We start from the raw sequence: 17,301 nt of genomic DNA, 5'->3' as shown, positions 1-17,301 counted from the left end.
TTTTTTGGGGATGCCTGACCTTAAAATAAATAAGGGTGAATACCATGCACTCCATTTGCTTGACGAAGAACATCATCTTCTGACATGCGCAGTGATATTTTTTTATACATTCTTCCAAATGGAATATAGTTTGTATCTACTTCATACCAACTTAAGTAACTAGAATACTTGTTGATTGGTTCTAGTTCACTGTCGTAATCGATATTTCCTTTTAATAGCTGTACGAATCGAACTTTAAAAGCTAGCGCTACTAATAGCTTTTTATCAAACTGAGATTTATAACCATATGGGGTATATTCTTGAGGATCGATATTTAACTTACTTAATACTGTTTCATAATTGCACGCAAAGGATTTAATTATCAACCCGAAACCAAAATCTCTGTGATTGAAGTATTGTTCAGATTTAGGCTGATTTAGTTCAATCTTGTAAACCAAAAGGTTAAGTTCAGGAACGGATTCACTTATATCTTTCAATAACTCTAAGGCTTGATTTCTGCCGTCTTCATTTCGGAATTTAAATAAATGAAATTTTGATGCTGGATCAATATCAACATCTTTGCTTGCAATCATTACTTCTTTAAAGTTGAGAGTACCGGAGCTAATTGTTAGCTTGTAGCCTTCTATAGGGTATTTAGCATTGGATGAAAACTCTGCAAAAGGAGTTTTTAGCTCTCGCCAGTCGGTAGAAATAATTACACGTCGAATTTTTTCTTGAGGGACACTAAAGTCGTGTTTGAGCATAGCAGTGTACTTAAATAACTGTTGTATTGTGCTTCGCTCAGAGCCTTTATTTATCTTTACTTCAATAATAATTAAACACCCCAAATGGTCTTTAGCCAATATATCAATAGCCCCTGTATGACCATCTTCCATCTGGACTTTAAATTCTTCTTTGATAACTTTAAACGTTGGGTCAAATTGCTTAATGTTTTTAGCTATGAGCGTTCTTACTTCTGCTTCTGTCATGTAAACCCTAATTAGTCAGTATATTTAATTAATATGGATAAAATTAAGAAATTCAACGTCTATTAGTGTAAATAGACATTTTGCATTATGTTTTTTGTGGATGTAAATGAAGGGGGTTTTATTAAGCTTATGTTTATATTGAACTCTTTTTGGATAAAGGTGGGGTGTTAACATTAAATTATTTTTACTTAACAAATTTAGCTGGAGGTTTTGAGTGTGGTAACAATATCAAAACATTATAAAGCAATAGTTTCAAACTTTATTGATTGCGTAACGGTCAAAAGTATAGCCTTAAACGTTTTGTTTTAAATTTTAGGTTGTGATAAATCTCCGTAAAATCAGTATTCTTAGTTTCAAACTTGATTCGAAAGTGACAATTGTAGGTCGCTCTTTAGCGCGACTTAGCAAATATTGAAAAGCCGCCCTTTGCAAAAGAGGCGGCTTTTTTGTGGGTGTGGATTTGGTGAAGACTCGTGTTTGACTCTTTTCTTGGCTTGTGGGAGCGGCTTCACGCCGCGATCCCTTATAACGAAACTGCGACTTCGTACTAAATCTCTGCGTAAGTCGCCATTTATGGCGACAAATCATGTGCCTCTCTGGTTTCGTCTTGCCGGCGAAGCGACACGAGGCAAAGTTGAAGGCTGGGTTCAAACAAGTAGCGACATAAAGTCGCTGCTACTAATTTTTCGTAGCCGTAAATAGTAACCATCAAAAGATCGCGGCGTGAAGCCGCTCCCACCCAATCAACTTCAGCTCGGTATAAAGTTGCGTAGTGCTTTTGCCGCCATTGCTGACAGTCAGGCCTTATTGCGTGCATTTACCGCCTTAATGGACGGTAATAGGGAGATCGTTTACTACTAACGATTGGCCATTTTGCTGAGCACGAAGAAAACTGGATACCAAAACGTCGTTGGATAGGGTGCTGATGTCGTTAACGGTTTCGACCATGCAAAACGTAATGGACTCCCAACCTAAATCTTTAATAAAGGCCTCAAGTTTATTGATGTTATCTTCATAATTTTCGTCTGTGGTTAGCAGGCCGATGGAGTGTTTATTGCCGAGTTTGTATTTTCCTTGCTGAGTGATGGCGCATTTGGCGTAACCGCTCAGCACATAAACCGTATTTGTGTTTTTGTTCATATTGGTGACATGCGTAAGTTTAATTCTGATTTTGATTTCAAATGCATTTTTCAAACCAAGCTTATAGATATTGCTACGTTGTTTGCTTACATATTGAAAATATTGAGAAAAATTATTGGTTATTTGTCTTAGGTGTTGCTCTCATAACAGGCGTCAATTTTTTGTGAGATAGAATGATAGGGATTGCGTTTGTATTGTGTTTGTATCTAAAGTTGCGCTGAGCTCAAATGGAGCTGAGGCATTATTTGTCGCCATAAATGGCGACCTACGCGGGGTGGCGCAAGGCTGCACTGCGAAATGATGGCTTTGCTTTCCTTATCCTAGCAAGTTGTCTTTAAACTATCTCGTTAACCTTGCTGCTGGTACGATGAGTTGTTACTCTCGAGTTCAATAAACAAAATCAAAGGCAACATCATGCAGGAATTTTTAGAAAAGTTTGCAATTACCACCAAAGTGAATGTGGTATGGGGAGAAATGGACGCGTTGGGGCACGTGAATAACGTGTCGTATTTTCGCTATTTTGAAACCGCACGAATCGATTTTTTAACTCAAACGGGGTTGCTTTCTGTATTATCAGAGCCCACCCATAGTCCGGTTTTGCGTGATACTTACGCGCAATATAAAAGACCCGTTACTTTTCCAGATACTTTATATATTGGTTCATATATCACTGATATCAAAGAAGACCGCTTTACCATGCGCTATGAGGCGTTTAGTGAATCACAACAAGCGGTATGTACAACGGGGTATGCCAATGTGGTGATGTTTAATATGAAGACAGGGAAAAAATCGCCAATTCCAGAGAGTATGCTGGCTATATTGAAGCAATATGAGATGGACGATAATCAATAGAAACTCGGAGTTTGGGTGTCGCGTTGCTGTTTTAAAGCTGTCGCGGCATAAAGCCGCTGCTACGACAATGTGAGATGGATGATAATCAATAAAATGGGCAATTAGGTGTTGCGTTTTATCGATTTTTTAAAAGCTGTCGCCGCATAAAGCCGTTGTTACAAAAATAAGAGATTAGGCTATGATCTTGATATCAAAAGATGAATTAAATTATCTATGCCAACATTAACCGCGAAGCAGAATATAAAAGCGATAGTTTCCGCGATTCAAGCTGAAGAGCGAATGCTTCGAGCGCGTTATCCTATTTTAAATCAGCAAAACAGCATTGCTATGGTGATTTTGCTGTTGTCGTTAAGTGCGCTAATTGGCGTTGCGTTGCTTTACTATTTTGCCGTTATTCCTGCTTGGTTGTGTATTATCTTGGCGGCTTTTATTACCTCTATTTCTCATGAACTTGAGCACGACTTGATCCACAAGCAGTATTTTAGTAACCGCCCATTTGTATATCATTTTATGATGTTGACGGTGTGGCTAATGCGGCCAAATACGGTGAATCCTTGGTATCGCAGAAAGATCCATTTGCATCATCATAAAGTGTCAGGCACTGAACAAGACTTGGAGGAACGCTTGGTAGGTAATGGCATTCAATCTCCTTGGTTGCGAGCTGTGGTGGTTACAGATGGATTGCTAGGTTTATTATTTAATGCTAAGCGTTTTGATAAAGAAATTAAGGGCTTTAAGTTCTTAAAGGTCTTTAATGCTGGCTTTCCGCTTGCCACAGCTTATTTTGCGACTTTATATGGTGTGATTGCTTATTACGTGCTGCAATTTGTTCAGCCGTTTGAGCTGCCCAAGTGGGGAGCTGAGTTACTTGCGGTTGCTGAGTTTTTAATGGTGGTGCTGATTGTGCCTAATATGATCCGCTCAGCGTCTTTAAATCTCGTTACATCTTCAATGCATTATTATGGTGGGGTGAGTAATGTATTAGAGCAGACTCATGTGATCACTAGTCGTTGGTTTTTACCGTTTCAGTTATTTTGTTTTGATTTCGGCCGTACGCACACGCTCCATCACTTTGTACCCAATCAACCGTTTTATATTCGACAATTGATAAGTAAAAAAATACGCCCGGTTATGGCTCAGCACGGAGTGCGTTTTGATGATTTACAAAGCCTAAAGCAGGCAAATCACTACCCGGTCAATGAGCGGGTTAGTCAAAAATAAAAAGCTGCTCACAGCAAAAACTTATCCAACCGTGAGGCGGTTATTGATATCGCGGCTGGTGAGTATCTGACTAGCATCAAATCCCGTTGAGCGTTTTGCCATGCGGTCATATAACAATACATTGACCGTTGCCGCTAAGTTCATGCAGCCTGTGGTTGGTACATACACCACAGCGTCTGCGGCATCCACGATTTCTTGCGGCAGACTGCCATCTTCAGGGCCAAAAATGTATAACGCATTGTCGGGGTGAGCAAACTGTGGCAGTGGGGTTGCGCCCTCTACCAGCTCCACACAGACAAGCGCACGGCCAGCTACTTTTAAACTGATAAAATCATCAACTTGTTTGATGGGAATGTTGTCGACAACGTTTTTTGTATCCGTATGATACTTTGCAGCCCTTGCATAACGATTGCCACTAAAGTAGATGGCTTGCGCATCATAACAACCTGCAGCCCGTAATACGCCACCCACATTGGTTGGTGATTTAGGGTTTACCAATCCGATTGCTACAAATGACTCGCTCATACTTTTTAACTCTCACTATACCGGCAGTAGCGCCACCAAAAATTCGACGAGCGATTGTATCATGCGCGTGATTTTGTGCCAGTTGGTATTGTTGGGGTAGAGCTGGTGTAGTCGAGCTAAAGCTCGATCTACAGGAGTTGGGCTTAGTAGTCTTCTAACTCATCGTCAGATAAATCGTTTGATTTTCTATAGCCTGGCTTAGCTAAAATCTCAACATAAAACGAAGTGAGGTTTTCAGTTTGCGTTTTATCAATCAACTTGTTTAGTTGCGATAGGTGCACCGGCTCGGCTTCTGCTTCTGTGTTACCAAACTTACAATCAAAATCCCAATAATCAGCGCCCGCTGGCAAAGTTTTGTTGCGCTCGCGCTTTAGGTATTTTTTAAGCTCATGCTTAACCGCGTCAACGCGTCTTTCAAGTTTGATTTTAGGGTGAATTAGTTCAAATGTCTTTTTCATAGTTGCCTTCAAGCAAGAAATACTCAATCGGCAAAACAGTATGCCTGAGTAGATAATATGTATTGATTTAAGCGTAAAGCTTACGCTCGAATAAATACAGAAATGTAATAGGGTATTTTACGTTATATTTTGTGAACTGGCGAGGGGCTTTGTGAATGTCCAAGAGAATTAAAGCTGAGTTGGTTGCGCGAGTTCGCCGCCAACTCATTTTGCTAATGTAACCATTGATAATGGCGGGTTAATTGGCTTTTGGTTGCGTTTGAGTTGCTGATAGTTTGCGCTCCAAGCGTTCTAATTTTTCTGCCAGTGCGGTTTGTGTCATCTCTATTTGGGCAAGGCTTGCGCCGATCTCTATCTGTTTAGAATCTCTGCTTTGCGCTTGAGACTTTAACTGGTCAACATCGCCACTGATTGCAGCAATTTGATTTTTGAGCACTTTAGCTGCTTGCTGTTGTTCTTCTAAAAATGACAGCTTTAAAGCAAGCTCCGTTTGACTCTGCGATAGGGCTTCTACTTTAGTGGTCGTACTGGTCAGGCTTTTTGCGGTATTACTGGCTTGCTCCTCCAGCTGTTTTATTTCTGATTGGTTTCTTCGCCACGCTGACGCCCATAGTTTATCCATCTGTGACCAAAGCTCGTCTGTGCGTTCGGTCAGTGTATTCAGTTTTGCTTGCATTGCGCCTGCGGACAAATCCATCTCTTCATCTGTCGCGGTGAGGGTATGTTCAAGCTCGGCAATGCGCTTTGTTGATTCGAGTAATTGTGTCTGGGTTGCTAAGTTTTGTTGGTAGAGTGCAAACGCCGCAGCGGCCAACGCAATAATCGAGATTGTGGCCAACCAATTTATCATCCCCATACCTTTGGCGGGCTGGCTTGTTTGCTTGGTGCTTTCTTTTGGTGCTGAGGTTTTACGGCTCGCTTGGGTGGTGGAGTTTTTATAGGCTTCAACCTGATCTAAATCGGGCGTAATACTGGGAAGCTCAGGCTCAATTCTCTTATCCAACGTACTTTCCTCTTGTTTGGGATTTATAAGAAGCTTTGGCAGCTTACTTGAAAATAACGCAATATGGAATTTACAAACGATAGGAAGCTATGGAACAGGGTTATCGCACTCAATAAACTAAAAATATACAAGGTCATTTGTTTTGCTGTAATAAGCAGAAATTGATGTCTTGCAGCAGTATTTTGCTCTTGTCGCAAGATTTGATAGCTTTATGCTTTAAAGGAAAAGTTAGATCCCAATCATCGTTTCAGCAATCAATTGTGGCGGCAACCGGTGGCGAATGAGATCTGTTTATATCGACTAGCCGAACTGCGCGCAGCTATCCGACTAGGTCTTACCGCCAGTTTTAATCCTCGGGACCGAGCAAAGTAAAGGTTAAATGTTTACGCATATCTTTTAAAATCACCCCTTTTTTCAGCATGGCGGCGCTTAAACGCTTTTGCCATTTAAGGAGAGCTGGCTTTGCGGCTTCCAGTGCCTGTTCGTTCTCAAATTGGAAAAAGAGTATTAATGAGCCGGGGAACAAGTGATATTCCACATCAAACCAACATTGCACCATGCCGGGAATTTCTGCACGAGCTTGTTCTTCGAGTTTGTCTGCAATGGTCAGTACCAAGGCTTGTTGTTTTTCTTGTACTTTTGAGAGCTTTTTCATAATGCTATGGATGTAAGAGGCCAAAAGCCTAATTATACTCAAGCTTGTGGGCTATCAACAACTTTGTTGATGATTGCATGCTCAAAGCGGGTGCCTTCACAATTGCTTTTGTAATCCACTTTTGAGCCGTTTTTAGGGTTAAGGTGCTGACAGCGCAAGCTGTGGCAGCGGTAGTTGGATTGCTTCTGTGCTGACGGGGTTTCCGCTTAAGAATGTTTGCATTCTGGCGAGCACCAAGGGTGAGCTTGTATAAAGGTTGTGGCCCGCATTGTTGACTATAATCTGGGTCAAATTTGTGAGCCCTCTCACAGCTTCAAGTTGTTCTTCTGGATAAGTTCTACCGTCTAGGCTCCCTGTAAACAATAAAGTTGGAATGTCGGATAGGGGAGCGGTTCTAAAATCATCACCTAAATCTAGTTTTTTATCTACCAAGTGAAGTGTTGGCATTGGAAAGTTAAGCTTGTCGCCAAGCAAGGCTGTTGGTGATTGGGTGGTCACTTTTGCTAGGCGTTTAGCGGTGATCCCTGAAGCCACATCCATCGCCAGCGGCATCAATTTGAATGTAATGGGCCCATCGGTAAACACTCCACGCTGCAACACATGCGTTAACAGCTCGGTGTTGCCGTTATCTAAACCTAAATAAACATGAATTAGCATGGCAAGATATTGGTTAGGATCGGCAATCATCATACTAGCTAACAACTGAATATGATGCTTTTGAAATAACATGGGTGTTTTTGAGCCGTCTTTTTGTGTAATTTGAAGTGCAATAGGCTGTTGCTCAAGTTTACTGTGTACTCGGCGCATCAAAGCGGGTAGATCCGAAACTTGTTGTGTAAGTGTTTGCTGATTGATAATCCCTTGAACTCTTTCAAAGTATTGATCGGTTTGATGAGGTAGTTTAACGGTCTGATTGAGCCCTTCAGCACTGGCGATAATTACTTTGTCAAGATGCGCTGGCATCGCTTTTATGGCACTGAGTGCCAGATGGCTGCCGTAAGAGATCCCCCAAAGTGATACTTTGTCAGCTTTTAGGTGTTTTCGTAAGTCGTTTATATCCAGCGCATTTTGCTCGGTATTATAACCATATATATCAATGCCTTGAGACTTCCATTGAGTAAAGCATTCTAATGCGGCTTTGCGGTAACGGTCTGCAATTTGCGCTTCAGTAATAACAGAATTAAGCGCAATGCGCTCACTAGAAACGCAAGGAGCAGCTTGCTCTGACTGGCCTGTTCCTCTTTGGTCTAGCGCGATAACATCACCAAACTCTCTTAGTGCTTGAAATAACGGAAATCTTCGCCACTTGGCAGTTGCGATGCCTGAACCGCCGGGGCCACCAGACAAATACACGATAGGCGAACCTTTATTGCTGCCGGTTGCAGGAAAGCGCACATAGTTAATTCTAATTTTTTTGCTGTTGGGATTATTTCTGTTTTCAGGCATCCAGAGGTGCCCAGCTATGGCATCCGTTGTTTCTCCGCTATTGGCTTGAAACTCGATTTGCTGCTCATTGCTATACAGTACTTTCGTGTCGTTGTTTTTCTTAGCGCTTGCGCACAAGCAAGTGAATAGGCTTAACGCGGCTATTAATGTATGGGTTGTTCGCATAGTATTGCTCCTTAATAGTTTGTTTTTATTGAATACCATGGCAACTTAATGGGGTAGCGAACTTCTATAAGAGGCCGATATTTATTGGCTTATAGGCTCAGCGGTAGTAAAAGGCCGACGAACGGTTAAAGGAAAACGGTAAATTGTGAATATTAATCTTGTACTTTATTTAGTGATGGCTGTGTGTTGCTCCGGCGCTCTAGGTAAGGCGTATGCCAATCAACCTTTGTTGCCATTTTCTTATGATCAAGCCGTAACGGTTTGCCCATGGTCGGTCTCGCCAAAAGAAATTCCACATTTTATTGAGCCGCAATGTCACCGAGTGAAGTTATCTGAGGTTGACCCGCAAAATCAGGCTGTCTGGGTATTACTTGAATTTGAGCGAGCGAAATTAGCCTCAATACCAAGGCCCATTGGGCTGTATTTATTTGCTAAAACATCAAGCGAAATCTTTTTTAATGGCACTAAAGTGGGTAGCAATGGTTTGCCTGCTGTAGATAAAGCAGAGCAAATAGGCAAAATGGACACCGTATTTTATTTGCCAGACTCGCTTATAAAGGAAAGCAATCGACTGGTATTTGGTCTGTCTACACAGCATAGCCTTATTTCATTACGATACCCAATTCATTTTATTGGGCTAGGGCAATTTGGCGATCCTAAGCAGTATATTCAATCATTTAGTGGCTTGGGCCTGATTTTGGTTGGTGCCTTTTTGTTGGGCGCGTTGTACTTTATAAGTCTGAGCTTTGGTCGTTATGGCAATACAAGCGTTCGGATATTTTCCGCATTGTGCCTGCTTGCGGCAATGCAGCTCAGTGCTGAAATATCGCGAGGATTAGTTGACTATAGCTATGTATGGCACGATATTCGACTGTTTACTGTGACGGCGTTGTCGTTTTTATTTGGCACTTTGTTGCTTGTATATAGCTCCTTAAAAGTCGCAGAAAAGCACGCTCTTCATTGGATTTATATTGGTACTATCGTCACGCTTATTATTATTATTTTTGCTCCAGGCTTTGATGCTAAAACCACTGCTGGGGTTTTTGTGCCATTACTCGTTAGCTTAGTCCAGCTAGGCTATTGTTGGCGACGCGCGAAAAACAATAATTTGGCGGCTTGGTTTGTGGTGCAGTTATTGGTGGCAGCAACCGTGCTCTTTGTTGCATCAAGCTTCCACGAAATTATTCACTTTGTGATCATTGCACTCTTGCTAGTCTACCTTTTTATTCGTCAGGCGAAAGAGTATCGTGCTCAGCAAGTGCAGCTGAGTAGTGATCAAGCTCATATTGCCAAGCTTGAGTTTAAACTCGCGCAGAACAAGCAACTTCAGTCTCCTTCTAAACTGGAAGTTAGTATTGCAGGTAAAACTGACTATGTTGTGCTCACGGATATTGCGTTTTGTAAAGCCGCTGGGGACTACGTTGAGCTGTATATGAAAGACACTACGCAGAAGCTGTTTACAGGCTCACTAAAGCAACTCGAACTTACTTTGCCCTCTATTTTTGTAAAAACACACTGTTCTTATTTAACTAATCTAAACGAAGTGGTGTCATTAGAAAGTGATAATAATCAGAGCAACTTGAAATTAACGAATGGAGCAAGTGTTCCGGTCAGTCGTCGGCTTGTCCCATCGGTTAGGGCGACGCTTAAAGCGTCTAATAAACCCTAAGTGCTGCAGATCTTTAAATTGGGTTTTGCAGAGTTGAAATTAAATACATCGCTCCGTTTGGCTCTATATGGCCGTCGCAGTTGCCGCTTTCTATTTGATTGGTGCTTAATGCGGCTTGACCATCGATTGGTAAATACAGCGCTTTTGATACACGTCTGCAGCTCTTTTGTTGGATAGTTTGCTGTTCGACGATAAGAATATGTCCACCGCCTATCACATAAGCGTTGGGAATGTTGGTTTGGGCTAGATAAGCGACTTTACAGACTTTATCGTTATTGAAACCGTTTGCTATTATCTCTTTCGAAGCGGGGGTTGAAACGGTAATGACACATTTTTCACCAATGGATACAGCGTATTGTCCCAGTTGCCACTGTGCTGCTACACCGTCTTGTGCAGCCGCTAAATTACTTATGCCGATCGTTACTATAAGTGCTAAATATTTCATGAAAGCCTCCAAAGCCAGATAGTTCCTGCATTCCAGTAGGCTGAACCTATTGCATGATCTTTATCCCATAAATCGATATGACCTTGACCTCCAAACCCTGGTATATTCATGAAGCAGATAATACCTTGAACCCCTGATGCTGCTTTAGGTGCGCTTCCCGTCCCACTCCATCCAAAGTCTCGAGTACCCCAAGAGCTTCTTAATGCAGCTGCCAAATCTTGCGCTCCTCTTTAATACCCATGTGGACACTGATTTCTTGGAAAACCAGATATAATCGATTTAGCCGATTCTGATGCAGTTGATAAGGCTTCGCTCATTCGTATTGCGCATGTATTAGGAAAGTACATCGTGCAGGAGTGAATTTTTGATGGATCTGTTTTGTAATGCTTTTTTACTGATGCAAAAGATGGTCTGCTCATTTTTATATCCTTATCGAACGGACTAGTAGAATATTTGTCAATTTTAGATACATTCTGATGATAGGTGGTGAATAGAATGTGAACAAATATCCCAGAGGTATTATTAGAACTGTTATGTTTCAGCAGCTATATTTTAGACAGTTCAGCATCTTTATGCTCTAAGATTATAAATTGAATTCGGGAGTAACTAGTGAAATCACTTTAAGTGGTTTTGATAAGCACTTTGTCGGAGCGGATAATGGCATTATTGTATCGGGTGCTAAAAGCCTTTCCGAAAAGGCTATAAAGTTTCAGATGCCGGAGTTAGATAGTAAAAGAAGTGTATTTTTTTGGGTAGTAATAACGGCATTGATGGATTCAATGGTAGTTGGCAGGTTGATCTTTATGGAACGACTCATTGCTGGGCGGCAAGGGGAGAGTATAATCGAACAATATTGGGTTCTTCTCTTTGTGTGAATAATGGTGAGCCTAATGGTCGCAACTATGCTTTATTATGGATGCGATAGAGTTATTACTAAAGTTTAGGCAAACGCTCTTACCCTGTGAGTGAGTTTCTAATTGGTTGAGGCTTACGCTTCAACCAATTGGCGCTGAAAATACCCTTTTAGAAAATCGAGCAGTAGTCGCACTTTTTTAGAGTTGGCATTGCCTTCTGGGAAAACGCCATAAACATGTATGTCTGGCAGTGTGTAATCTTCTAATACGGGAACCAAAGTACCTGCCTGTATTTTTGGTAACGCGTCATAAGTCGGAATTCGTCCAAGACCGTGACCTCCCTCAACAAAAGCAGTGCGTGCGGCGGCATTGTTGGTACTTATATCACCTTTCATCGTAATACTGTAAGCTCGAGCCCCTTTGCTAAATGTCAGTGCGCCAGATGTCAGCTTGTAAATAACCCATTGATGCTGATAGAGATCTGTGGGGTGCTTGGGGACGCCATACTTTTGCAAATAGTTGGGCGATGCGCACAGACAGGTTTTTAGCACCGAAAGTTTACTGGCTTGCAAACCTGAATCGGGAAGTGGGGCGCCTCGAATGGCCAGATCAATCCCTTCTTTGATGATATTGACGACTTCATCTGTAAGCATGATATCTAGCTGAATTTTTGGATACATAGCTCTAAATTCATTGAGTGCAGGCACTATTGTTTGCAGGCCAACATTCACAGGGCAGGTAAGCTTGATTAGGCCGATAGGCTCTTTCTTTAAATTCTCAATTTGCTGGTTTGCGGCAAAGGCTTGCTCTGCAATCACGCGGCAGCGCTGATAGTATTCGCGGCCTGCCTCTGTAAGTGAAATGGTGCGGGTCGAGCGGTTGAGCAATTTTATGCCTAACTGTGACTCCAGTTTTTTGACATGATAACTCACCACTGCCCGAGACAAATTTAAATGTTTAGCTGCGCCGCTAAAGGTGCCTTGCTCAATGACTTGGGCAAAAACGACCATGCTTTTAAGTTGTTCAAACGAAATATCCACGCATTGTTCCATTGATTTAGATGAGTTGATTGTATCAATTGTTTGAACAAAGAGTTAGCTTTTGTCTGCATTGTTTAATTTGTCTTAAGTTCATACTTTTATGTTTATCCGCAGACTAAATAACCCGAAGTTTAGGTCAAATAGTTAGTCTCTAAAAAAGTAGAATGAGAGGTGATTTTTATGACAGCAAAGAAAATACTAATGGTGCTAACTTCACACGCAGAGCTTGGCAATACTGGCGAGAAAACAGGATTTTGGGTTGAAGAGTTTGCCGCTCCTTATTATGCCTTTGTAGATGCTGGGGTAGAAATAACGCTTGCTTCACCAAAAGGTGGTCAGCCGCCAATTGACCCAAAAAGCGAACAGCCTGACTTTCAAACCGACAGTACTAAGCGCTACTTTGATGATGAAAAAACGCAGGAACTGGTGGCAAATACGGTGCCCTTAGCTGAAGTGAGCGCAGCGGATTTTGACGCTGTGTTCTATCCTGGGGGCACGGGCCATTATGGGATTTAGCAACGGATGAAAATTCGATCCAGTTGATTAGTGCCTTTTTAGCTGCAGATAAACCAGTGGGCACGGTATGCCACGCAACAGCTGTGCTAATAGATGTGAAAACCGTAGAGGGAGAATACCTAGTAAACGGTAAAACGGTATCTGGTTTTACGAATAGTGAAGAGGCAGCGGTCGGGCTGACTGATGTTGTCCCATTTTTATTAGAAGATGAGCTGGTTAAGCGAGGAGCCGATTTCCAAAAAGTAGATGATTGGAACACTTTTGCGGTGAGAGATGGCTTACTGTTTACAGGACAAAACCCTGCAAGCTCAGAACTTGTCGCTGAGAAACTGCTGACGTATCTAAACCAGTGATAATCAGCTTCCAAAAAGGAATAAATCATGAGTAATTCAATGAACCAAGCTCAAAACGCACAAACGAATCGTCGCATTACACTGGCGTCACGTCCACATGGTGCGCCAACGGAAGAAAATTTCAACTACGAAGAAGCCAAGATCCCAACAGCAAAAGAGGGCGAAGTGCTCCTTCGTACGGTCTTTTTGTCATTAGACCCTTATATGCGTGGCCGTATGAGCGATGCCAAATCCTACGCCGATCCGGTTGCTATTGGTGAGACTATGGTCGGTGGTACGGTATGCCGGGTCGAAGCGTCAAACAACCCTAAATTTGCCAAAGGTGATTGGGTGCTGGCGATGAGCGGCTGGCAAGACTACAGTGTTTCGGATGGCACTGACTTACTTAAGTTAAGCAGCAATTTACCCAACCCTTCATATAGCTTGGGCGTATTGGGGATGCCAGGCCTTACTGCCTACATGGGACTGATGGATATCGGCCAGCCAAAAGCTGGAGAAACTGTGGTGGTTGCCGCAGCAACGGGTGCCGTAGGTAGCCTTGTTGGGCAAATAGCAAAACTGCAAGGGTGTAGAGTAATAGGTATTGCTGGTGGCGATGAAAAATGTAGTTACGCTACAGACACGCTTGGTTTTGATGCCTGTCTTGATCATCGCAATGATGATCTCGCTGAACAGCTAGCGCAGGCGTGCCCCTCTGGGATTGACGTCTACTTTGAAAATGTGGGTGGCAAGGTGTTCGATGCAGTTATGCCATTGCTTAACTCAAGCGCGCGGGTTCCGCTTTGTGGGTTGATCTCTCAGTATAATGCCACTGAGTTGCCATCAGGACCTGATCGTATGTCTATGCTGATGGCGACACTGCTTATTAAGCGAGTAAAAATGCAAGGTTTTATTGTATTCGATGATTATGGACATAGATATAACGAGTTCAGCGAAGCGATGCTGCCATGGTTAACAGCGGGCAAGATTAAGTACAAAGAGCATCTAGTCGAGGGGATGGACAAAACAGTAGAGGCATTTATTGGCCTATTAGAAGGTAAAAACTTTGGCAAGCTTGTGGTGCGCTTAGGCCCCGACGAGCTCGTATAATTATATTTTAGGAAGGACAAATTAGATGTTAACTGTTCACCACTTAAACGAGTCACGCTCAACGCGCGTACTTTGGCTCTTAAATGAGCTCGATATGCCTTTTGAAATTGTTAAGCACCAACGCAATGCTGAAACGCGTCTAGCACCTGAAAGCCTAAAACAGGTGCATCCGCTCGGAAAAGCACCTGTGATGGTTGATGAAGATCTGGTCTTGTGTGAGTCTGGCGCTATTATGGAGTATCTGCTCGACAAGGCTGAGGACAGTCGCTTGCGACCAAATGCAGGGACACCAGAGTACTATCAATATCAAGAGTGGTTGCACTTTGCTGAGGGGTCATTGGCACTGCCGGTGATTGCGTCTTTGATGATGAAGATGGAGCAGCGTACAGGCGATAAACCAATGGATGGCTACATTGCTAAAGAAGTCAATGTCGACTTTTCTTATATAGATGCCACACTCGCCAAGCAAAGCTATTTCGCAGGCAACGACTTTACCGCCGCCGATATTATGATGACGGTGATGCTAGAAATCGCAGACAAAGTCGGTTTGCTCACAGCGCATGGCAACATCAAGGCTTATCTTGAAAAAGTGCAAGCTCGCGGTGCATATCAAGCTGCACGAAGTCACGGTTAGCCTGTTTTGAGGTGAAGTCTATAAGATCTTGATTTCACCTTATTACTCTCGTTTACGCCTGATTACAGAACCATGTATTTTATATTGAGATTTCACTGGATACCGGCGAGCAATTCTCGCTTGAATCTCATGAGCTTAGTTTTGCCAAGTAGTTGAAATGAGAAAAGCGCTCAATATGAAGTTGAGCGCTTTTAACGTACTAGATAGTAAAATTTAAAGCTACTTGAGTCTGTCCATTAGGTAAACAAACTCAAGGCTATTTACCATCGCTCGCTGTTCATTGTTTGCAGCGCCGGCATGGCCACCTTCGGTATTCTCAAAATACAGAACTTCAAATCCCATATCCTGCATCTTGGCAACCATTTTACGCGCATGACCTGGGTGTACGCGGTCATCTCGGGTTGAGGTTGTGAAAAATACTTTTGGATATTGTTTGTCTTTACTTAGATTATGGTAAGGAGAGTACGTTTTAATGTATTCCCACTCTTCAGGAACATCTGGATTACCATATTCGCCCATCCAACTTGCGCCAGCGAGTAGCTTATTAAAACGCTTCATATCGAGTAATGGCACTTGGCAAATAACGGCGTTGTAAAGTTCAGGCCTGCGAGTGAAAGCGGCGCCCACTAGCAATCCGCCGTTACTACCACCTTTAATACCTAAATGTTGAGGCTTGGTTACTTTATCAGCTACCAGCTGCTCTGCTACGGCTTCAAAGTCTTCATAAGCCTTGTGGCGATTTTCTTTTAGTGCTGCTTGGTGCCAGCTTGGTCCATACTCACCGCCGCCACGAATATTCGCAAGCACATAAACACCGCCTTGTTCTAACCAATTTTTACCAGTTGATGCAGAGTAGTAAGGTTGCATAGAAACTTCAAAGCCGCCATAGGCATATAATAAAGTAGGATTGCTGCCATCTAACTTGATATCTTTCTTATGAACAATAAAGTAAGGCACTTTTGTACCATCTTTTGATGTAGCGAATTTTTGCTGGGTAACGAACTTATCTGCGTCGAAATGTGATTTATTTCCTTTGAGTTTTGTTGTTCCAAGTGATTTACCATCTACTAAGTAAAGACTGGTCGGTGATAAAAAGTCCGTGTAGGTGACAAAAAAGTCGTCTCTATTGGGATCAGTATCAAAAACGGATAATGAACCGGTATCTGGAAAGTTCACTTGGTCTATTTTCCACTGCCCATTAGCTTTAGGCATATAGCGGAAAACCTTATTTTTTACATCATCTAACACCGTAACTAGTATTGCTGATTTGGTAAAACTCAAATTTTCTATTGAACGATTTGCTGTTGGTTTGATTAAACTCGTAAACTGGATATTTTTAGAATCCATATCGTTAATGTTGGCATATATTACTTCTGCTTGTGAAAAATGCTTCCAAGCAGATTTTAGCTGGATAAAGAGCATGCCATTGTTTAATCCGAGGAGGCTTGCGTCGCTAGGCACTGGAATTTTTATCTGCTTGTCACCTTCGAGTTTATAGACATCGCGAGTATAAAAGCTTGTAGAATCGTATAGAAAGTGACTTGCATTGCCTTGATCGTATACCGTAAAGCCTCCGGCACTGATAGAGCTTTTATTGGCCTGATAGATCGTTTTAGCGTCGTCCAGCGGCGTGTCGCGCTGCCACACTTTAACCGTTCCAGCATAACCTGAATCAGTTAGTGAGCCTTCTCCAAAATCTGTTGCAACAAATATTGAATTTTCGTCGAACCAAGATACTGAGGTTTTTGCTTCAGGTAAATAAAATCCATTTTTTACAAAAGATTTGCTTGGAATGTCGAACTCTCTCACGACTTTTGCATCAGCACCACCGCGCGATAAATACACCAAACAGCGTTCATACTTTGGATAGTGACAGTTCATTCCGCCATAAACCCAGTTCTCATTTTCAGCTTTTGCTAGCGCATCTAAGTCGAGAATGGTTTCCCACTTAGGGTCTGCTTTTTTATACTCTTCGAGGGTTGTTCTGCGGTATATGCCCCTTACATGATCTGCATCCTGCCAGAAATTGTAGTAATAACCAGCACGTTCAGTTGCGTAAGGAATACGAGACCGATCATTGATAATATCTAATGTATTTTGAAAGATATGATTATATTGGCTGTGACTTTTGAGTTGTTTAAGTGAGCTATCGTTTTGTGCCGTTACCCACTCTAGCGCTTGTTTGCCTTCAACCTCTTCAAGCCATAGGTATGGGTCTTTTTCTAATGCTATGGATTTACCCGCAATGGTGGTTAGCATACATAGTGT

The 17,301-nt window shown here is 42.3% G+C and carries 17 protein-coding genes and 1 pseudogene; 6 read left to right on the top strand and 12 right to left on the bottom strand.

Features of this window, described 5'->3' with window-relative positions:
- Positions 1 to 20: 20 nt before the first annotated feature.
- From B1L02_RS13010 to B1L02_RS13000, 3 genes are all read right to left on the bottom strand, one after another.
- A complete protein-coding gene (locus B1L02_RS13010) occupies positions 21 to 968 on the bottom strand; it encodes an endonuclease NucS domain-containing protein (RefSeq protein ID WP_088531365.1) in 948 nt (315 codons plus the stop codon).
- 571 nt (positions 969 to 1,539) lie between these two features.
- A complete protein-coding gene (locus B1L02_RS13005; RefSeq protein ID WP_088531364.1) occupies positions 1,540 to 1,785 on the bottom strand; it encodes a hypothetical protein in 246 nt (81 codons plus the stop codon).
- A gap of 8 nt (positions 1,786 to 1,793) precedes the next feature.
- Positions 1,794 to 2,108, bottom strand: coding sequence for a hypothetical protein (locus tag B1L02_RS13000; RefSeq protein WP_088532283.1), 315 nt, complete (start codon positions 2,106 to 2,108; stop codon positions 1,794 to 1,796).
- Between the two features lie 414 nt (positions 2,109 to 2,522).
- On the opposite strand from B1L02_RS13000, the gene B1L02_RS12995 reads away from it, so the two are divergent.
- Complete coding sequence (locus B1L02_RS12995; RefSeq protein WP_010607300.1) at positions 2,523 to 2,960, top strand: acyl-CoA thioesterase; 438 nt, start codon at positions 2,523 to 2,525, stop codon at positions 2,958 to 2,960.
- Between the two features lie 213 nt (positions 2,961 to 3,173).
- The gene (locus B1L02_RS12990; protein WP_088531363.1) at positions 3,174 to 4,181 is read left to right on the top strand and encodes a fatty acid desaturase; all 1,008 of its coding nucleotides are present in this window, start codon (positions 3,174 to 3,176) and stop codon (positions 4,179 to 4,181) included.
- Between the two features lie 21 nt (positions 4,182 to 4,202).
- Here the strand turns inward: B1L02_RS12990 and B1L02_RS12985 are convergent, their stop codons facing one another.
- The 5 genes from B1L02_RS12985 to B1L02_RS12965 form a co-directional block, all read right to left on the bottom strand.
- On the bottom strand, positions 4,203 to 4,706 hold the full coding sequence (locus B1L02_RS12985; protein ID WP_088531362.1) for an RNA methyltransferase: 504 nt from the start codon (positions 4,704 to 4,706) through the stop codon (positions 4,203 to 4,205).
- A gap of 143 nt (positions 4,707 to 4,849) precedes the next feature.
- The gene (locus tag B1L02_RS12980; protein ID WP_010370561.1) at positions 4,850 to 5,164 is read right to left on the bottom strand and encodes a DUF6172 family protein; all 315 of its coding nucleotides are present in this window, start codon (positions 5,162 to 5,164) and stop codon (positions 4,850 to 4,852) included.
- A 238-nt stretch (positions 5,165 to 5,402) separates the two neighbouring features.
- On the bottom strand, positions 5,403 to 6,167 hold the full coding sequence (locus B1L02_RS12975) for a hypothetical protein (protein ID WP_088531361.1): 765 nt from the start codon (positions 6,165 to 6,167) through the stop codon (positions 5,403 to 5,405).
- A 346-nt stretch (positions 6,168 to 6,513) separates the two neighbouring features.
- Positions 6,514 to 6,822 carry a hypothetical protein gene (locus B1L02_RS12970; protein ID WP_088531360.1) on the bottom strand — a complete coding sequence of 103 codons (309 nt, stop codon included), beginning with the start codon at positions 6,820 to 6,822 and terminating at the stop codon, positions 6,514 to 6,516.
- Between the two features lie 138 nt (positions 6,823 to 6,960).
- Entirely contained in the window at positions 6,961 to 8,433 is a 1,473-nt protein-coding gene (locus tag B1L02_RS12965; protein ID WP_088531359.1) for an alpha/beta hydrolase, read from the bottom strand.
- Positions 8,434 to 8,578: 145 nt separating this feature from the next.
- Here B1L02_RS12965 and B1L02_RS12960 point away from each other — a divergent pair, with 145 nt between their 5' ends.
- On the top strand, positions 8,579 to 10,102 hold the full coding sequence (locus tag B1L02_RS12960) for a LytR/AlgR family response regulator transcription factor (protein ID WP_088531358.1): 1,524 nt from the start codon (positions 8,579 to 8,581) through the stop codon (positions 10,100 to 10,102).
- A 13-nt stretch (positions 10,103 to 10,115) separates the two neighbouring features.
- Here the strand turns inward: B1L02_RS12960 and B1L02_RS12955 are convergent, their stop codons facing one another.
- The 3 genes from B1L02_RS12955 to B1L02_RS12940 form a co-directional block, all read right to left on the bottom strand.
- Positions 10,116 to 10,547, bottom strand: a complete 432-nt coding sequence (locus B1L02_RS12955) for a hypothetical protein (protein WP_088531357.1) — start codon at positions 10,545 to 10,547, stop codon at positions 10,116 to 10,118.
- A complete protein-coding gene (locus B1L02_RS12950) occupies positions 10,544 to 10,762 on the bottom strand; it encodes a hypothetical protein (RefSeq protein ID WP_088531356.1) in 219 nt (72 codons plus the stop codon). Before B1L02_RS12950 ends, B1L02_RS12955 begins: the two co-directional genes overlap by 4 nt.
- A 773-nt stretch (positions 10,763 to 11,535) precedes the next feature.
- A complete protein-coding gene (locus B1L02_RS12940; protein WP_088531354.1) occupies positions 11,536 to 12,441 on the bottom strand; it encodes a LysR family transcriptional regulator in 906 nt (301 codons plus the stop codon).
- Positions 12,442 to 12,621: 180 nt separating this feature from the next.
- On the opposite strand from B1L02_RS12940, the pseudogene B1L02_RS12935 reads away from it, so the two are divergent.
- The 3 genes and pseudogenes from B1L02_RS12935 to B1L02_RS12925 all read left to right on the top strand — a co-directional run bounded on the left by B1L02_RS12935 (position 12,622) and on the right by B1L02_RS12925 (position 15,033).
- Positions 12,622 to 13,310 (top strand): annotated as a pseudogene (locus B1L02_RS12935) (type 1 glutamine amidotransferase domain-containing protein).
- A gap of 27 nt (positions 13,311 to 13,337) precedes the next feature.
- Positions 13,338 to 14,399 (top strand): NADP-dependent oxidoreductase, encoded by a 1,062-nt coding sequence (locus tag B1L02_RS12930; protein ID WP_088531353.1) that lies wholly within the window; start codon positions 13,338 to 13,340, stop codon positions 14,397 to 14,399.
- 25 nt (positions 14,400 to 14,424) lie between these two features.
- A complete protein-coding gene (locus tag B1L02_RS12925; protein WP_088531352.1) occupies positions 14,425 to 15,033 on the top strand; it encodes a glutathione S-transferase family protein in 609 nt (202 codons plus the stop codon).
- Between the two features lie 219 nt (positions 15,034 to 15,252).
- Here B1L02_RS12925 and B1L02_RS12920 read toward each other — a convergent pair whose 3' ends face one another.
- Positions 15,253 to 17,292 carry a prolyl oligopeptidase family serine peptidase gene (locus B1L02_RS12920; protein ID WP_223192073.1) on the bottom strand — a complete coding sequence of 680 codons (2,040 nt, stop codon included), beginning with the start codon at positions 17,290 to 17,292 and terminating at the stop codon, positions 15,253 to 15,255.
- Positions 17,293 to 17,301: the final 9 nt, after the last annotated feature.

The organism is Pseudoalteromonas piscicida (assembly GCF_002208135.1).
Taxonomy (GTDB): Bacteria; Pseudomonadota; Gammaproteobacteria; order Enterobacterales; family Alteromonadaceae; genus Pseudoalteromonas; species Pseudoalteromonas piscicida_A.
Note: the sequence above shows the minus strand (reverse complement) of the source record. Positions and strands in the feature narration are given on the sequence as shown.